The organism is Microcoleus sp. C2D2, assembly GCF_036702495.1.
Lineage (GTDB): Bacteria > Cyanobacteriota > Cyanobacteriia > Cyanobacteriales > Microcoleaceae > Microcoleus.
The window spans coordinates 20,563-37,186 of the sequence record NZ_JAUBTO010000081.1 but is presented as its reverse complement, the minus strand read 5'-3'; the positions used below and the strand labels follow the sequence as shown (position 1 = coordinate 37,186).

Sequence of the window (16,624 nt, the reverse complement as noted above, 5' to 3'; positions counted from 1 at the left end):
AGTGCCTCACCGTGAGTTTTTTGTACAACATACTTCCTGCTTTTTGTCAAGCTCTTTTACTGGACTGGCGCTCTAGTCCTTACCTTGCGGGCTTTGTGTTTCTTTTGGTGGCTTAAAAGTCGGCATATTCTCCACCAAAATGTAGATTTTACAAAAAACTATGTTATGCTGTTCTGAAACTTAGCCGCCCGTGTTAGGCGGCTAAGCCTAGGAATGTAAGCTAGAACAAAAGTCTAGAAAAAGTCTAGAAAACCAGAACCTTGATAAACCAATAGTTTCAGGAGAAACAACCATGAGAGCTGACAAACGTCCCCAACCTTGTGATGTAACCGTGTACTCCGACAAAGGCTCCCTTGCCTTGCGCTTCCCCAAGCGCCATAACCCGCTGTGGGAACAGTTGGACGGCAAAGCGCTCAACGGTAAAGCTAAGTGCCTAGGGATAGGTAAATATGGCTATAAGGACAACCCAGAGGACTGGAAGAGGGCGTCACAAATTGCGATCGCTCTCGAAGCCGACCTCGACCACCCAGAATGGGAAAAGTTGTTTGACCCTACTCTTGCTAAATACGGTATTGGCAGTGCCAAGTATGCCAAACTCGCTGATGTGCTTCAGATGCCGGGTGCTAAGCAACCTGAACCTGAAATCACAGTAGGGGAGATGTGGGAAGCTTACCTAGAGTGGAAAAAGACTGTTGTTGAGGAGACTACCTTTAAGGCAGTTTTCACAAAATTTACCAACGTTATAAATGGCAAAATATGGGACAAACCTAGTCACAGCCACTTACAGTCTGAAGTGAATTTATCAACGCTCAAATGTGATGAAAAACTCAAAATTGTATTTTCTTTATCTTCTCTTCTGATATCTCAAAAAGCTTATTTTTTGGCTGAATTGAGCCGTTGTTTCGAGTTTTGCAAAACAAAGGGAATGTTAGTTAATCCGACTACTGAAAACCCTTTTGTTCTTGATAAGTTCAGTACACCCGAAGTAACTACTCAGCAAAAGTACGCTTCCAAAATAGTAAATGGAGAGGAAAAAGAATGGCATGAAGTGTTAGATGAGAAAGACCTTGAAAATGATAGACGTGCTTTTACTAAAGAGGAACGTGACATCATTATTAAGGCTTTTTACGAGTCCGATCGCAGAGGGATTAGTCAATACGCACGTTTGTTTGAGTTTTACTTTCTTACGGGCTGCCGTACATCTGAGGCGTTGCCTCTTACTTGGAAGGATATCGATTTTGATAGAAATTTGATTCGTTTTAGTAAATCGCTGGGTGCATCAACCCAAAAAGTAAAAGACACAAAAACAGGCGAAGCGAGATTTTTTTACTTTAGTGACGGTTCTCGACTAAAAGAAATGTTACTGAAGTTAAAAAGTGAAAGTTCAAGTAATCTTGTTTTTCCTAGCCAGAAAGGCAGGCATATTTCAACAACTTCAATTAAGGATATCTGGCTAGGAAGACGATTTTGTAAAAAATTAGCAGATGGTACTAAAGCTAACTACTACTATCCCGGTATAGTCCGGCAACTGGTTGATGAAGGTAAAATCTCAGGTTACTTACCCCAGTACCACACCCGTCACACTTACATTACCCTCACGGCACACGCCAATAAGCACAATAATAACGCTCTGCTACTAATAGCTACTTCTTGCGGTAACAGCGTAGATGTGATTCTCAGGCACTACTTGGGCTTAAGCGAAGCAAGTGAGATGGTAGAAGTCTAAACCCCTAACCCTTAAACTCACACCCGACCGCCCCCTAAAAAGGGCGGTTTTTTATTGTCGATCGCCCGGCACGGAAGAAGGAAACCTTCACTCACATCCTCTGCATAGTGTGAATCAAAGTAGGGAAGCTTATCTCTGCTTTCAAGTGTATTTTCTAGCTTAGCCGCCTAACACGGGCGGCTATTTGTAAAAATGGAAGTCTTTAGGCGCCTAACAACAAAAAACCCGGCTGTTACACCGGGTGAACTTAGAACTTTGATAAATTAATACCCAACCAAATTTTATACGGCAGGCGGAACAGCCTGTTCGGACATCCTCGTTACCAGCTCTTGTAGCGGAAAAAATTATGTCAAACCCCATTAGGGTTACACAATTCTTCTCGCGATGACTTTACGGCAAAATATTCCTAACCCTAATGGGGTTCCAGCAGAGGAATATACAAAATTCTGAAGTTTACGACCTGAACAAACGAGCTTTACAATATGCCCGGAACAGAGTGAGTGCATTTTCCTCCGAGGGGTACTCTCGGCAGTATTTGGCAAAGTCAGCTATAACTTCAGTAAACAGAGTAGCCAGCTTAGTCTCTTCACTCTCAAAAACCTCATGTCTAGCGTCATCAAACAAAAGTTGGTAAAACTCCTTAAGAAAGCAATACTTGATGTAGTTCGCGTTGTAGGCTATAAATCTTGGTTTGACTGTTGCGTTTTTTGGACTTTCGGTTTTTAAGAATGAGTCCCGGTACTGAATCATCCCGTCTTCCTGGAGCATCTCAATTTGAGGTGAGATAAGGCTTCTCGTTTCGTGCCAGGGTGTAGTCTCGATTTCCATTGTTTATCTTTTACAACTAAGTATTCTCGATCACCTGACAGAAGTGAATAAAAGAAAAGACTCACTGCCTGGAGCAAGTAAGTCTTTTTCCACAAATAGCCGCCCGTGTTAGGCGGCTAAGCCAGAAAATAAACTTACTCTCTCAAACAAACGTCGGAGATGCGGTCAGCCCACTGATGCTTCCTGATATAGTAGTTTCCGCGAGGTGGCGGAAACTCTCCTTTATGTGCCAGCAGCGCAAACCAACTTTCGAGACAGTCCTGTACCCCAAAATGTTGGACATAGGGGTATAAATTAAGGGTTTTAGCTTCCGCTTTCAAGCGGGCTGCCAGTTCTCGGTCAGCCCCAATTCGGTCGCAGTGAATTGCGGTGAACCTATAAACCGTGCTTTCCCAGTCCGAAAGGGTAGACTCATCCAGCCCTTTACTTACTATGTAGTCCCAAAGAGCATTAAAAGTTCTCACCACAGCGGGAAGTGCGGGCAAAAACAGACACAGCCGAATAACCGCTTGGGGTGGTAGCAGTAAAAGTTCTTTGCTTGGTGGCAAATTTAGCTTCGAGCAAGCCCCCTCTAAAGCTTTATCCCGCATTACCAACAAACCGCCTTCAATTAACTCCCCCAACACGGGACCGTCCGAGCCGATTGTATGCTTGAGGTGTTTAGTCTTCAATCCGTAATAAGCAGCTACATCATTTACCGTCATGACACGTAAGCCGAAATACTTAGCCCACTGACATTCGTCGGGCATTACCTCACAAAGTATCTCAAATGCCTTATCGTGGGTGATGCTATCGAATACGTGAATTCGCGCCGCGCGTGAATCAAAAAGCGATTCGCGCGTTAAAAATTGCGGTTGTGCCGCACAATCATTTTTTTGTGACATAATAAAAGAGCCAAGAGTTGGACAATAACTGGAGGCAAACACCCCGAAGCGTTCACGCGCCTAGGGGTTATGTTGTTTCAATTGAAAAGTTTGTGTCAGCCCAAAATGTCGGGCAGTTTTTATGTCATATTTGTTTAGCTCCAAACGTTATGAGACAACGGTTTGGGGAAGTCGTGACTTGGCTAGCGGTGATAACGCTGGTCAGTCGCGCATCAATCTTCCTTAATTACTCACGATCGCAGTATTTTGTGTCCCGCGTCAACCCTCAAAATCGGTCATATTTGCTCTTTTTTCACAAATAGCCGCCCGTGTTAGGCGCTAAGCCCAGAAATACACTCAAATACTCTTAAATACTCTGTTTTACTAGAAACCAAAATAAAGCCCCGTTTTAAGGGGCGCAGCTTCCTAATTCCCTTTTTGGGGTTTACCCTCAATCATCTTCAAAAGTGCCTCTACATCAGCAAGCGAGGCTGTCAATTTCTTCCTTTTGGCTTTTAGTCTGTTCAATAGGTCAGCAGCCTCTGGTAGTTCACTTTGGTTTCGCAAGTTACCTAACTCGTTCTGCAACCGTTCAACCTCATCCTTTAACTGTTTCACTTCATCACTTGAATCGCCTTACCCTCATAGTGTTTGAGGTTGGCTAAGCTAGCGTCATTTATATTTCTAGTCATTTCACTTGTGTCAGGTGATTTTTATTTTATTTGCTTACTTTGCCTTGTCTAGCGTTTAGCTAGTTACCCAACTTTTTATGCAACCGCTTATGCAACCCTGGTTTAACCGCTTATGGAAACGGTGTTAGTCTTCCCAAAACCCCTCAAACCTTTGGGGTGATAGTTGGGAGTAGCGGACGGTGTGGTGTCAGTAAAATTAGACTAGAAATCTTCTAGAATTTACACCCTCTTAAGTAAGCTAGCTCAACGTCTGAAACGACGTAAACACGTTAATTAACTAGAAAGTGTCTAGAAAGTAATAGGCGAAGGGCTGGAAGTATTGATTTTAGGTTAAAACATCCAAAATGCAGCTTTTAGCCACCATTAACTGCCGAAAATTATCGGGATCGAATCAGCACTGAGGACGAGCCGATCGCTCCCGTGGCCTTGATAAATTTAGAACAGTAAAAACTACTTAAATCTGCCCAGAGGTACATATGTTTGAAATCTCTATGTTGGGTATGTTTTTCACGGCTTTTTGGCTGCTAGCTCAACCTGCTAGCAGGAATCGACGCGACGAATGGTGGGTAGAAGTTGATACAGATTCGCCAAAGCGTACCTATTACTTTGGGCCCTATGATAGCAGACAGGAAGCTTCTGACAGATCGACCGGCTACATCCGAGACCTGGAGAAAAAAGGAGCTAAAAAAATTACCATCAACCTCAAACAAGGTAGCCAACCTACTCAGCTAAAAGCTAGCGAAGAGTCTTGAGAAGGTGGAATGCTCAAGTAAGCTGTCACGCATTTAAATTGCATATTCAGGGCGGGCGAGACGGCCCACCCCACAAGACACCGAATTGTTTGTTGACATTCTATTTAAATGCCGCAACAGCTTATGAATAGGTTGATAAAGCTAAATCCGCTCGGAGGCGGGTTCACCAATATCGATGATTTCAGCTCCAGGATATTTGTAAACCCGCCTAAACCCGAGGGATGATTCGCTCTTCTGATATTGTTTGGTACGGGCAATGCAAGTTTTTTCAAAGTAGCGCTTGGTTTAAATTGCTCCGGGGATTAAAAGTGCGATTGGCCTTGATTTTTTCATAGCATTCGCGTTCTACAGTGCTAATTTCTTTCGGTGGCACGATCGCAATTTTTACCAACAAATCAGTCCGCTCGTTTTTCTTCGGTTTCGGCCATCCTTTGCCCCGCAACCGCAAAGACTGACCCGAACGAATCCCGGCTGGAACTTTCACAGTGATCGTACCTTCAGGCGCCGGCACTTCCATTGAAGCTCCCAACACCGCTTCGTCGGGAGTTATCGGCACTTCGCAGACCAAATTTTCTCCCTCAAACTGGAAGAAAGAGTGAGGCAAAACTTCTAATTTTAGGTACAAATCTCCCTGCTGCTTCGTGTACGGGTCAACTTGACCTTTGCCTTTTATCCGAATTTTGCTGCCGGTTTTCACTCCTGCAGGAATCGAAACTTCGCCCGTGGCGACTCGCTTGGAAGTTCCCCGAAATGCTTCCCCCAGAGTCAGGGAAACCGCCACTTCGGTGTCGAGAGAGCTTCCTGCGCTGCGGTTTTCGTACCCCGCGAAATCTTCAAATCCGCCAAAACCGGTGGGTCCGCCGCTGCTGGTGCGGTAGTTGCTGTAATTCCACTTACCGTTGCGCCCACTACCCGCACTGCTACCTGCGCGGCCTAGCAAGGCATTGATAAATTCGTCAAAACTGCCGTACTCGCTGAAGTCAACCCCGCCAAAGTCCACATTCGTAGCGCCCCCGCCTGGCCATCCGCCTGGTGTTGTGGCAGCTTGCTTCCAGTATTGACCGTATTGGTCATATTTTTTCCGTTTTTCTGGGTCTGAGAGCACTTCGTAAGCTTCGTTTACTTCTTTAAAACGAGCTTCGGCTTCTTTGTTCCCGGGGTTCATGTCCGGGTGATATTTCCGGGCTAGTTTGCGAAAAGTTTTTTTAATTTCGTCAGAGCTGGCAGTTTTGTTGAGTCCCAAAATAGCGTAATAGTCTTTAAAATCTGTTGCAGCCATTAAGCAATCCTCTCTTTATTAGTTGTTAGTTGTTAGTTGTTAGAAAGAATAAATCCCAAATTAGCAGGATGGCGAATTAGCTTGATGCCAGGGGCAAAAGTGCCTGCGGCATCTGATTCAAATTATAGGTTATCAAAGGTTTGCGCTCGATCGAGTTCGGTTGTTGCTTGGCGTTCGATCGCAATTTCCGCACTCCGCTGCTGTTTGAGATTTTATAGCATTCGGCTCTCTTGTGCTCAAGGCCGCCGGAGCAGGCGGCTTTCTTATGCTTTTGGCCTTCGACAAGAAAAACAATGGTTTGATATCAATTAAGAACGTCCTCACCCGTCAGGGCCGTTGCTATACCTTTGAGCTTTTAAACGGTGAAACTCTTGCCACGATTAGTTTTGAGGAGTTGTGCGCCCGAGGGCTTGGACGAGGCGGCGAGAGCTTTAGGCTGCTGCCCGGTTGAGGCGAGCCCGGGAAAGCTGCTGCTGTTGCTCTTTCGAGCCAAATCCGGGTTGACTGGCGCGGACGATCGATCTTTTTTTGCTCTTTTTTTGCGGTGTGCGGTGCGATCGAACTTCTCGATCTGAGCTTTTCACCCAATGCAAATCCTAGACAGTTCTCATCAGCAACTATGGTCGAATCTGCTGCCTGAATTCAGGCCTACTTATACCCTAAAGCCCGCAGTTATTCCACAACCTTTCGAGATATTTTCCCCTCACATCAGAGCGGTACTATATAATCTTATTTTTTCAGTATCATCATAGATTTAAGTTTAATTAATATAACATAATATTTCGGGTGTCTGTTAACTAGAACACACACTTTTCAAAAAATTAAGATAGGATAGTAGATCGATAAGCTTTTAACGCTACGAGAGTGCTAACATTATGAATTATTTGCTAAGTTGGCCTTGCGGCTGCTGCGACGATTGGAAGGATAGTTCCGAGAGTTGTGTTGTACTCAGAAACGGGCAGCACATTTGTCAGTCGTGCTACGATCGCAAATACAAGCATCAGAAGCTATTCGCCAGACGCAGGCGATCGAACATATCTGTATCACCGCAGACCCTAGCAGAGACTATCCCTTATTAATGGGCGATGCCCTTATTAATGCGCAATGTTTTTAATAAAGCGAAGTATTTCGACCACCTCGCATCAGCGGTTGCCCTTAATAATGAACTCGAAAAAAATAATTTATTTCGTCATCAATCATCAGTCATCGGTCATTGGTGATCGGTCACTAATTTAGTTATTTATCATCAGTCACTTGAAAAGCAGGTAACAGATTTTAACTTAAAAAACTAATGACTGACGACTAATGACTAATGACTAATAACTAAATGATAGTTCCATCAGGAATCGTGGCATTTTTCAGGACTACGATAATGCCGCTGCGGATGTAAAAACCTTGGTTTTCGCGGTTGGCTTCTTCCACTCGGTCTTTATTAATTAATTGAACATTGCGGCCGATGCGGGCATTTTTATCCACAATCGCGCGGCGAATTGTAGTATCTGTACCGATACCGAGGGCGACGCCACCGCTGTCCAAACTCGAATGCCGTTCGGCGTCGGGTTCGTAGAAGTCAGCACCCAGGACCAGAGTGTCTTGAATCGTACATCCAGCTTCAATGCGCGATCGAACTCCCAATACAGAATGGTCGATGCGGCACTCTTTGAGAATGCAGCCTTCAGCAATAATCGATTCAGTCACTTGAGTATTTAAAAGCTTAGTCGGCGGCAAGAAACGCGGGCGAGTGTAAATCGGCGCCTTTTCATCGTAGAAACTGAAAGGCGGCTGAGGCTGTTTTGTCAGAGCCAAGTTAGCCTCGTAAAAAGCCTCAATGGTTCCGATATCTTCCCAGTAATCGTCAAACAAATAAGCTTGAACGTTGTGGTCTTTTGCAGAATTAGGAATTATCTCTTTACCAAAATCAGTTTGGTTTGGAGATTCTTTCAGGAGTTTAATCAGAACTTCTCTTTTGAAGACGTAAATCCCCATCGAAGCAATGTAAGGACTTTCCTGAGCCTGCTGCGCTGTCAGTCCCAGTTTAGTAGTATCCACCTGCATTTGTTTGAGCGCATCGCCTTTTGGCTTTTCGCTGAAAGAAACAATGCGGCCGCTGTCGTCGATTTTCATCAAACCAAAATCCGAGGCCCGCTTATCGTCCATTGGCAAAACCGAGAGGGTGATATCGGCGTTGGTTTCGCGGTGTCTTTGCACAAACTTCTGGTAGTCCATGCGGTACAGGTGATCGCCCGAAAGAATCAAGTATTCATCAACGTCCCACTGTTCTAGCAGCGAGAGATATTGGCGAACTGCGTCGGCTGTCCCTTGAAACCAGTTGGGGTTTTCCTGAGTTTGCTGGGCGGCGAGCACCTCGACAAATCCCTCGGTGAAGCCGGAAAACTGGTAGGTGCGAGAGATGTGACGGTTGAGGGATGCCGAGTTGAATTGGGTGAGAACGTAGATTTTGACTATTTCGGAGTTGATGCAGTTGCTGACAGGAATATCGATGAGGCGATATTTGCCTGCGAGGGGAACTGCGGGTTTGGCTCGCAGTTTGGTTAGGGGGTAAAGGCGGGTGCCTACACCGCCACCGAGGATGATGGCTAAGACTTTTTTCAAGGAACTTTCTCCCTAGGGTCGATTAACTCTCCAAGTACAGTGTCGGATGGTGAGGGCTTCTTGACAAGGGGGGGGAGCAAGGAAGTTTTGAGTTTTGAGGTATGAGTTGAGTCGCTTACCCAGAAACCGGGTTGTTTAATCCAAATACTTCTTCCCACCCTGAATAAGAGTTAAAAAACCCGGTTTATGAGAGTTAGAGTGCGTCCGGGACTAAAGTTAGGAATTGTGAGTTGTGAGTTAAAATACTCATCAATAAATAATGGATATTTGAAAAAGTTTTGAGTTGTGAGTTAAAATACCCCTCAATAAATAAGGGCAGTTTAACAAAAGAATAAGGTTCGGGGTTTGGGGTGTTAATTACAAGTTTTTTGGGTAAATTCCCCGTTCTGGCAATTTCTTCATCCAGGCTCATCGCGGTGTGGTTCTTTTTCCAGGCTGGTCGATCGCACCGCCGCGCCCGCTGACGCTGTGTTTGGGCCCTTCCTCGCGCTCTGGTTCTACTTGAGTTTGCTCCGGTTCTTTTTGCTGGCGTTCCTGTTATCTGAGTTTGTCCGACTCCACAGCAGTCAGGAAGCGCCGCCCGCCGGGACGATAAATTTCTAGGTAGAGTCAGTTTTCAATCTGAGATTGACTGCAAATTTGTGTAATATTTTACAATTGGTCGATCGACAACATTGGATAAAATGTCTGTTCTCTACCAAAAGCTAGATCCCCTACAAACCTCTGCTACTGTAGCCTAAGGCGTAAAAGCTAGCAAAAGTGTATGCAAATTCAAACGCCGGACTGGGTTAAACACGCGGTATTCTACCAAATATTCCCCGATCGCTTCGCCAAAAGCAAACAGCCCCGCAAACGCCTGCTGCAAAACTTCATGTGGGAAGAATGGCACGAAATCCCCACCTTGCAAGGCTACAAAGGCGGGGACTTGTGGGGCGTTATGGAACAACTAGATTACTTGCAAGACATAGGCATTAACGCAATTTACTTCACCCCCATATTTCAGTCGGCCAGCAATCACCGCTACCATACCCACGACTACTATCAAGTCGATCCCATGTTGGGCGGCAATCTAGCTTTTAAAGATCTTCTAGACGCCGCCCACGACCGCAACATCAAAATCGTCCTCGACGGCGTATTCAACCACGCCAGCCGCGGCTTTTTCTTCTTTCACGACATCCTCGAAAACGGCCCGCATTCTCCTTGGTTGGATTGGTTTAAAATAGAAGGCTGGCCGCTATCTGCCTACGACGGCAATTTTCCTGCTAACTATGCTGGTTGGGATGGGAATCGAGCCCTTCCTGTATTCAATCACGACAATCCAGAAGTGCGAGAATACATCATGGAAATCGCCGAATATTGGATTAAGTTCGGCGTCGATGGCTGGCGGCTGGACGTTCCTTTTGAAATTAAAAGCCCGGGATTTTGGCAGGAATTTCGAGAACGAGTTAAGGCAGTTAATCCCGAAGCTTACATTGTGGGCGAAGTTTGGGAAGATGCGAGAGAATGGCTCGACGGTACTCAATTTGACGGCGTAATGAATTATCTGTTTGCTGCGCCGACAATTGCTTTTGCAGCGGGCGACAGGGTAGATTTAGCTCAACTTGAAGGCCGTTCTTACTTTCCCTATCCGGCGCTTTTTGCTAAAGAGTACGGCGCCCAAATTCAGCAGGTTTTAGACCTATATCCGTGGCAGATACAGCTAACTCAACTAAATTTGTTGGCCAGTCACGATACCGCTAGGTTGTTAACAATTGCTAGAGGGGATAAAGCTAGCGTCGAACTTGCAACTTTGCTGCTGTTAACTTTTCCTGGAGCTCCCAGCATTTACTACGGCGATGAAGTTGGTTTACCCGGTGCTCTAGACCCCGATTCCCGCCGCGGTTTTCCCTTAGAATCTCAGTGGGAACTTGATGTTTTAGATTATCACAAGCAGTTGATAGCTTTGCGGCACAAATACGCTGCCCTCCGCACGGGATCCTACCACATTCTGTTTGCTGAGGGAGCAGTTTACGTTTTTGCCCGAATTTTGGGGCATGAGGAAGTAGTTGTTGCTGTCAATGTCTCGACAGAACCAGCTAATATTAGCTTTGAGCCAGCTAATTTGACATCTACTCACGATAAATTGCTGTATGGAAAAGGCGAGTTTGTTTGGAAAGGTGACGGGGAAACTCGGCATTTAGAATTGAGCCTGCCGGCGCGCTCGGGGTTGATTTTAGGTTCGGATAATTAGTTTAAAATGTAGGGTAATGTACTCTGGGTACACCTACATTTATCGGCGTAAGGTGCGCACCCGACATTTATCGGCGTAAGGTGCGCACCCGACATTTATCAGTGATTTTCCCCGCCCATCCTAAATTTATTATAGGCGTAAGGTGCGCCTTGCGCACCCGATATCGATCGGCGAAAACACAAGTTTTTTTATGCTGCAACTAATGCTGGTATTAGCACCGCATCAATGATATGAATGACGCCATTGTCGGCAAGAATATTGGGAGTGAGAACTTTAGCATCATTCACTTTAATGCCGTCTGAAGTATCAATTCCCACCACAGAACCTTCCACTGTTTCAGCAGAACTTAACTCAAGCAAGTTCTCCGTTAGTACCTCGCCAAACAAAATGTGATAGGTCAGAATTTTCTTGAGCTTGGGTATGTCTTCCAGCCAAGATGCAATAGTGTTCGTAGGAATTTTGGCAAATGCCTCGTCAGTTGGTGCTAAGACGGTGTAGGGGCCCGGACTTTGCAAGAAATCTAACAAACCAGCCGCTTCAATAACAGTCACGAGTGTTTTGAAAGAGTCGGCATTGGTGGCAGTCTCGACAATATCAGCCATGATGTTTTTCAGGAGTGCAAGTAGCAGAAATTGAATCAGAGGTGACAATCATCGAAAATTTTGGGTCCCAAACCCCGTCCTTCCAAGACGGCTTTACTATTGAATTTTAACCTTTCACAAAATATATGCTAAAATGTCAGGTATGGAAAAAGCTTACAGTTACCGATTTTACCCAACGCCAGAACAAGAGTCGCTATTGCGGCGTACCGCCGGCTGTGTAAGATTGGTTTACAATAAAGCTCTCCACGAAAGAACTCAAGCATGGTACGAAAGGCAAGAAAGAATAGGATACAGTCAAACTTCCTCCATGTTAACGTCTTGGAAAAAACAAGAAGAATTAGACTTTTTAAATGAAGTTAGTTGTGTTCCTTTACAGCAAGGCTTGAGACATTTACAAACTGCTTTTACTAATTTCTTTGCTGGTAGGGCTAGGTATCCTAACTTTAAGAAAAAACATCAAGGAGGAAGTGTAGAATTTACTAAGTCTGCTTTTAAATTTAAAAACGGACAAATTTATTTAGCTAAATGTTTAGACCCTTTACCTATTCGATGGTCAAGACAAATACCCTCATATTGTGAACCTAGTAGGGTAACGGTTAGATTACATCCATCAGGACGTTGGCATATCTCAATTAGATTTGATGATCCAACTATTAAACCCTTACCTGTTAGCGACAAAGTGATAGGAATTGACTTAGGAATTAGTAGTCTTATGATTACTAGCGACGGGGATAAAGTCGCTAATCCTAAACACTTTAAGAAACATTACCGAAGATTGCGTAAAGTCCAAAAAAGTCTTTCTCGAAAACAGAAAGGGTCAAAAAATCGAGAAAAAGCCAGAATTAAGGTAGCTAAGGTTCACGCTCAAATAACCGATAGCCGAAAAGACCATTTACATAAGCTAACGACTCCATTAGTTCGTGAAAACCAAACGATTGTAGTTGAGAATTTAGCGGTTAAAAACCTGGTCAAAAACCCCAAATTAGCGCTAGCTATATCAGATGTAAGTTGGGGAGAAGTAACCCGTCAATTAGCTTACAAATGCCGTTGGTATGGGAGAACCTATATTGAGATAGATAGATGGTTTCCTAGTTCTAAGCGGTGCAGTAATTGTGGGCATATTGCCCTTGAATTGCCGTTAAGTGTTCGAGAATGGGAATGTCCAGAGTGCGGAACTCACCATGACCGTGACATTAACGCGAGTAAAAACATTTTGGCCGCAGGGCTTGCGGTGTCAGTCTGCGGAGCGAGTGTAAGACCTGAACAGAGTAAATCTGTGAAGGCGACTGCTAAGAAACAGAAACCTAAATCGTGAGGTTTAGGAATCCGCGTCGTTCACGGCGGGGAAGATGTCAATTTAGCAATTTACACATAGCAGAAAATGGATCGGAGGGATGATGATTATTTTAGCCATTATAAGTTAGTTTGGTGGCCGGCCCAGATAGTCCGGCGCGATCGACCTTTTTGGCTTATCCTTGGCTCGCATCCTCCCCCTTGCGGAAAAACTGCTTTAAAATCTCTCCGGGAGCTCTGTCCCAGGTGTCGATATGTTCGTAAATTAAGCCGTCTTTATCCAGTTTATAAGTAGAGTAGCCGTTAAAAAAAATCCGAGCTTTCCAGGGAACCCGCAGGATGCCACGAACAGTCCAATTTGCCACAATAGTATCAGGATCTGTCTGACTTACGCCGTGCAGGTCGAAGTGAATCTCGCTAAAGAATAGCTGCCCGTGAAATCGCAAAGTCCAAAAGATAATGCGATAGTTGATTTTTCCTTTAAATTTGTTAACAGGATCTTGAAAATAGACACCTTTTGTGTATATCTCGTAGGAGATGTCTTTTTCAAAAAGCGTCGGGAGATCCGCTTTCAGGGTGTCTACTGCTTGTTGTACCTGCATTTGATATTCGAGCGCGCTCACGCTACCACCTTGTGACAGTATTAATTTATAACTTTAACTAACAGCCGGGAAGTCCCAGGCGTGTATTTAAAGGGGATACATCTGAGCGCTAGCGCGAAGTACCCCGAATAAATCACCGCAGGGATGTCCAGAAGCGTCGGTTGTCGCGGACGGAAACCGACAATTAGACTTCGGGAGCATCTTGATTTTCAATATACCTTCTAAGTGTTGAAACAGTGACGCCTCCACAAGACGCAATAAAGTAAGAACTACTCCACAGAACTTCCTTGCGATAAAACTCATTCACCCTTTCAGGAAATTCGCTCCTGAGCCGACGGCTTGCCACAGACTTGATATTATTTACAAATTTTGACAAATCCATCTGCGGATAATACTGAAACAGCAAGTGAATATGGTCTTCTTCACCATTAAACTCTATAACTTTACACGACCATTTTTCACTCAAATCGACAAATATTTCCTTGAGTCTGTCCAACATCTGGGCATTGAACACCTTACGCCTATATTTGGTACACAGAACCAGATGAGCCTTGAGGTCTGAAACCGAGCGAGCGCTTGACACAAAGTCGTTTTTCATGTTTTTTTGTCGGTGTTGCATTTTAGAGGTACACCGACTATACTGTGCAAAGGTCGAAAAAAGGAAGTTTCTGATGCAGTTAACGTATAAATACCGCCTCAAGCCCACAAAAGCCCAATCAACAACCATCGTAAAACACCTAGAACTCTGTCGTAGGCAGTACAACTATCGACTAGGCGAAAGACTTAGATGGTGGGAATCCACAAGAACACCTATCAATGCTTGTCCTTTGACTGCATCTATAGTCCCTGTTGAGGAAATCTATCAAAACATTCCCTTAACTAGAACACAAACTAGGGATGGCAGAAAAAAGGATGAATTGGGTAATCCTCTGACCAAGAAAGGTGATATTTTCTCAAACATTGAGGGCGGTTATGTGCAATGGCAAACCATACAGTTAGCCGATTTAAAAAACACTAAGAAGCTATTTCCGGATTACAAAAACTTGGATTCTCAGGTTTTGCAGGATGTAGTTAACCGAGTGGAAACTTCTTTCTCGAATTTTACAACACCGGACAAAAACGGTAATCGTAGAGGCCAACCAAAATTCAAAGGTTTCCACTACTACAAATCTTTTACTTACCCTCAATTAGATAATCTCGATATTATCAAGGATGAGCAAAATAGAATTTGTATTGACCTTGCAAAAATAGGTCAAGTACCAATGGTATTCCATCGCTCAATACCGCCAGGTTTCAAGGTTAAGACTGGAACAATTATTAGAGAAGCAGATGGGTGGTATATTTCCCTAATGCTAGAAGATAAAACAGTCCCAGTAACGGTTGTAGAAATTCAACCGACCGAAGAAAACAGTCTCGGCATTGATTTGGGAATCACCAATTATGTCTATACGTCCACTGGCGAAAGAATCGAAAATCCCAGGTTGTTGAGGAAATCTGCTGAGAAATTAGCAAGACTTCAATCGAAACTAGCTAAGAGAGTTAAAGATTCTAAGCCTTGGCAAATTATCAGGAGTAAGATTTCTAAACTTCACCAATTTGTAGCCAGAGCGAGGCTGGATTTTCAATTTAAAACAGCACAGGAACTGTTTGGTAAATGTGATGCTTTAATAGTCGAAGATTTGAGGCTCAAAAATTTAACCAGACGTGCCAAGGTTAAGACCGATATTGACAATGGTAACTTGGTTTACTTGCCAAATGGTCAAGCTGCTAAAAGTGGCTTGAATAAATCAATACTTGATGCTGCTCATGGTCAATTCGCTGCTGTTCTCAAATATGTTGCTTGGAAATTAGGTAAAAGCGTTTTATTTATAGAGCCCAAGGGAACTTCTCAACACTGTTGGAATTGCCTCAATAAAGTACCGAAAGAATTGTCGGAGCGATGGCATTCCTGTCAATGCGGAGAATCTTTGGATCGAGATGAAAACTCAGCCAAACTTATAAAGAAGATTGGTCTAAGTCATGAAGGTGGCGGGGGAACTTCGTCACTCAAAAAAGCCTTTGCAAAAAAGGAAAAAGAAGCCTGCGGTCTAACGGTACGACCTTGACTGTCAGGTTCGTTCACATGAATAATCTCGATCGCCAGTGGGCGGATCGACAAGTCGATCCTTCATCCAGCTTTGATTTTAACTGAGTGTCCAAAGAATTTCCCATCCTTCTCAAAGGTGGGGATGAATTTTGACCAATAAATAAAAGCGAAGCAACATTGTTTTGTTCTATTGTAATGTTGTATACTAATTTTGCTGCTATCTTGCATGGCGTTCTCTATAGTAAAGCTGGATAGTTCCTCAGAAGTGTGAATGGGATTCGCTCTCGATCTCACTCTGAGATAGCCCTCTGTGTCACTGGTAGAAAGATAAGTCCAAACATAAGGCAGCCAAATAAACAAAGAAATAACTCTTGGGGAAGCCGAGGGTCTGCCTGTGGACGCCCAGTAAGACCAAAACACAGACGACTGTGTAGAGGCATCGGCGGATGAAACGGGAAGCTCCAAAGACGAATAAGACCGTCCTTGAATTGAGTTGATGTTGGAAGCCCCAAAATCAGCGAAGCAAGTTGGGGTACTTCACCTCTAGCGATATTATCCGCGCCGGCTTTTATGCTGACCCGGACTTGCGACATCGAAACCTTGGCACAGATTTGACACAACACCCCCACTCCTCTGACATTCTCGCAGAAATCAACAGCGGCAAGCTGTTGATGGTAGATAGCCGTCGCCGAAACGGTCTAATTTTGATTAAACGCTTCCACGCCGACTTTGCCGGGCCAGGGGCTGCCGTTGGGGGTGCTTTTGATTTTGACTCTCGACAGGCGATTCCCGTGGGCGATTTTTGTTTGGTTTACCCTCAATCTACCGAAGAAAGACAGAAAGCTTTGGGAATTCGGCGGCAGTGGGTGCGGTTAACGGAACAGTTAACGGCAAAGCCGACAGCTTTGGAACGCGCACACATGATTTTAACTCAGTTTGAACAATATTTGGATTCGGAAACGGTGGCACAAATCCCCGATGAAGCTTTGGCACTTTTAGTAGGCGTATTTCCCCAAACCCTTCGCGCGGCGCGACAACAAAACGATCGTCGAATTTAG

General features: G+C 44.5%; 15 protein-coding genes. 7 read left to right on the top strand and 8 right to left on the bottom strand.

Annotated elements, in window-relative coordinates; genetic code table 11:
* Window positions 1-292: 292 nt before the first annotated feature.
* Window positions 293-1,726, top strand: coding sequence for a tyrosine-type recombinase/integrase (locus tag QUB61_RS23405; protein ID WP_333132420.1), 1,434 nt, complete (start codon window positions 293-295; stop codon window positions 1,724-1,726).
* Window positions 1,727-2,688: 962 nt separating this feature from the next.
* Here the strand turns inward: QUB61_RS23405 and QUB61_RS23400 are convergent.
* Window positions 2,689-3,438 (bottom strand): hypothetical protein, encoded by a 750-nt coding sequence (locus tag QUB61_RS23400; protein WP_333132419.1) that lies wholly within the window; start codon window positions 3,436-3,438, stop codon window positions 2,689-2,691.
* Window positions 3,439-3,843: 405 nt separating this feature from the next.
* On the bottom strand, window positions 3,844-4,035 hold the full coding sequence (locus QUB61_RS23395; protein ID WP_333132418.1) for a hypothetical protein: 192 nt from the start codon (window positions 4,033-4,035) through the stop codon (window positions 3,844-3,846).
* 550 nt (window positions 4,036-4,585) lie between these two features.
* Here QUB61_RS23395 and QUB61_RS23390 point away from each other — a divergent pair.
* On the top strand, window positions 4,586-4,861 hold the full coding sequence (locus tag QUB61_RS23390) for a DUF1816 domain-containing protein (RefSeq protein ID WP_333132417.1): 276 nt from the start codon (window positions 4,586-4,588) through the stop codon (window positions 4,859-4,861).
* Window positions 4,862-5,129: 268 nt separating this feature from the next.
* On the opposite strand, the gene QUB61_RS23385 is transcribed toward QUB61_RS23390, so the two are convergent.
* Together QUB61_RS23385 and QUB61_RS23380 are read right to left on the bottom strand one after the other, a co-directional pair.
* A complete protein-coding gene (locus tag QUB61_RS23385; protein ID WP_333132416.1) occupies window positions 5,130-6,140 on the bottom strand; it encodes a J domain-containing protein in 1,011 nt (336 codons plus the stop codon).
* A gap of 431 nt (window positions 6,141-6,571) precedes the next feature.
* Window positions 6,572-6,724, bottom strand: a complete 153-nt coding sequence (locus QUB61_RS23380; protein ID WP_333132415.1) for a hypothetical protein — start codon at window positions 6,722-6,724, stop codon at window positions 6,572-6,574.
* 291 nt (window positions 6,725-7,015) lie between these two features.
* Here QUB61_RS23380 and QUB61_RS23375 point away from each other — a divergent pair, with 291 nt between their 5' ends.
* Entirely contained in the window at window positions 7,016-7,219 is a 204-nt protein-coding gene (locus tag QUB61_RS23375) for a hypothetical protein (RefSeq protein ID WP_333132414.1), read from the top strand.
* 244 nt (window positions 7,220-7,463) lie between these two features.
* On the opposite strand, the gene QUB61_RS23370 is transcribed toward QUB61_RS23375, so the two are convergent.
* On the bottom strand, window positions 7,464-8,753 hold the full coding sequence (locus QUB61_RS23370; protein WP_333132413.1) for a glucose-1-phosphate adenylyltransferase: 1,290 nt from the start codon (window positions 8,751-8,753) through the stop codon (window positions 7,464-7,466).
* Between the two features lie 763 nt (window positions 8,754-9,516).
* On the opposite strand from QUB61_RS23370, the gene QUB61_RS23365 reads away from it, so the two are divergent.
* On the top strand, window positions 9,517-10,983 hold the full coding sequence (locus QUB61_RS23365; protein ID WP_333132412.1) for a glycoside hydrolase family 13 protein: 1,467 nt from the start codon (window positions 9,517-9,519) through the stop codon (window positions 10,981-10,983).
* A 188-nt stretch (window positions 10,984-11,171) separates the two neighbouring features.
* On the opposite strand, the gene QUB61_RS23360 is transcribed toward QUB61_RS23365, so the two are convergent.
* Window positions 11,172-11,585: a fasciclin domain-containing protein gene (locus QUB61_RS23360; RefSeq protein ID WP_333132411.1), complete on the bottom strand. Its 414-nt coding sequence runs from the start codon at window positions 11,583-11,585 to the stop codon at window positions 11,172-11,174.
* A 142-nt stretch (window positions 11,586-11,727) separates the two neighbouring features.
* Between QUB61_RS23360 and QUB61_RS23355 the strand changes: the two genes are divergently transcribed.
* Window positions 11,728-12,900: an RNA-guided endonuclease TnpB family protein gene (locus QUB61_RS23355; RefSeq protein ID WP_333132410.1), complete on the top strand. Its 1,173-nt coding sequence runs from the start codon at window positions 11,728-11,730 to the stop codon at window positions 12,898-12,900.
* Window positions 12,901-13,054: 154 nt separating this feature from the next.
* Here the strand turns inward: QUB61_RS23355 and QUB61_RS23350 are convergent, their stop codons facing one another.
* On the bottom strand, window positions 13,055-13,480 hold the full coding sequence (locus QUB61_RS23350; RefSeq protein WP_333132422.1) for a DUF2358 domain-containing protein: 426 nt from the start codon (window positions 13,478-13,480) through the stop codon (window positions 13,055-13,057).
* 184 nt (window positions 13,481-13,664) lie between these two features.
* On the bottom strand, window positions 13,665-14,078 hold the full coding sequence (gene tnpA, locus QUB61_RS23345; RefSeq protein WP_333132409.1) for an IS200/IS605 family transposase: 414 nt from the start codon (window positions 14,076-14,078) through the stop codon (window positions 13,665-13,667).
* On the opposite strand from tnpA, the gene QUB61_RS23340 reads away from it, so the two are divergent.
* Both QUB61_RS23340 and QUB61_RS23335 read left to right on the top strand, forming a co-directional pair.
* A complete protein-coding gene (locus QUB61_RS23340; protein WP_333190128.1) occupies window positions 14,077-15,585 on the top strand; it encodes a transposase in 1,509 nt (502 codons plus the stop codon). The two genes, tnpA and QUB61_RS23340, sit on opposite strands and share 2 nt — an antisense overlap.
* Window positions 15,586-16,093: 508 nt before the next feature.
* Window positions 16,094-16,624, top strand: coding sequence for a hypothetical protein (locus QUB61_RS23335; RefSeq protein WP_333132407.1), 531 nt, complete (start codon window positions 16,094-16,096; stop codon window positions 16,622-16,624).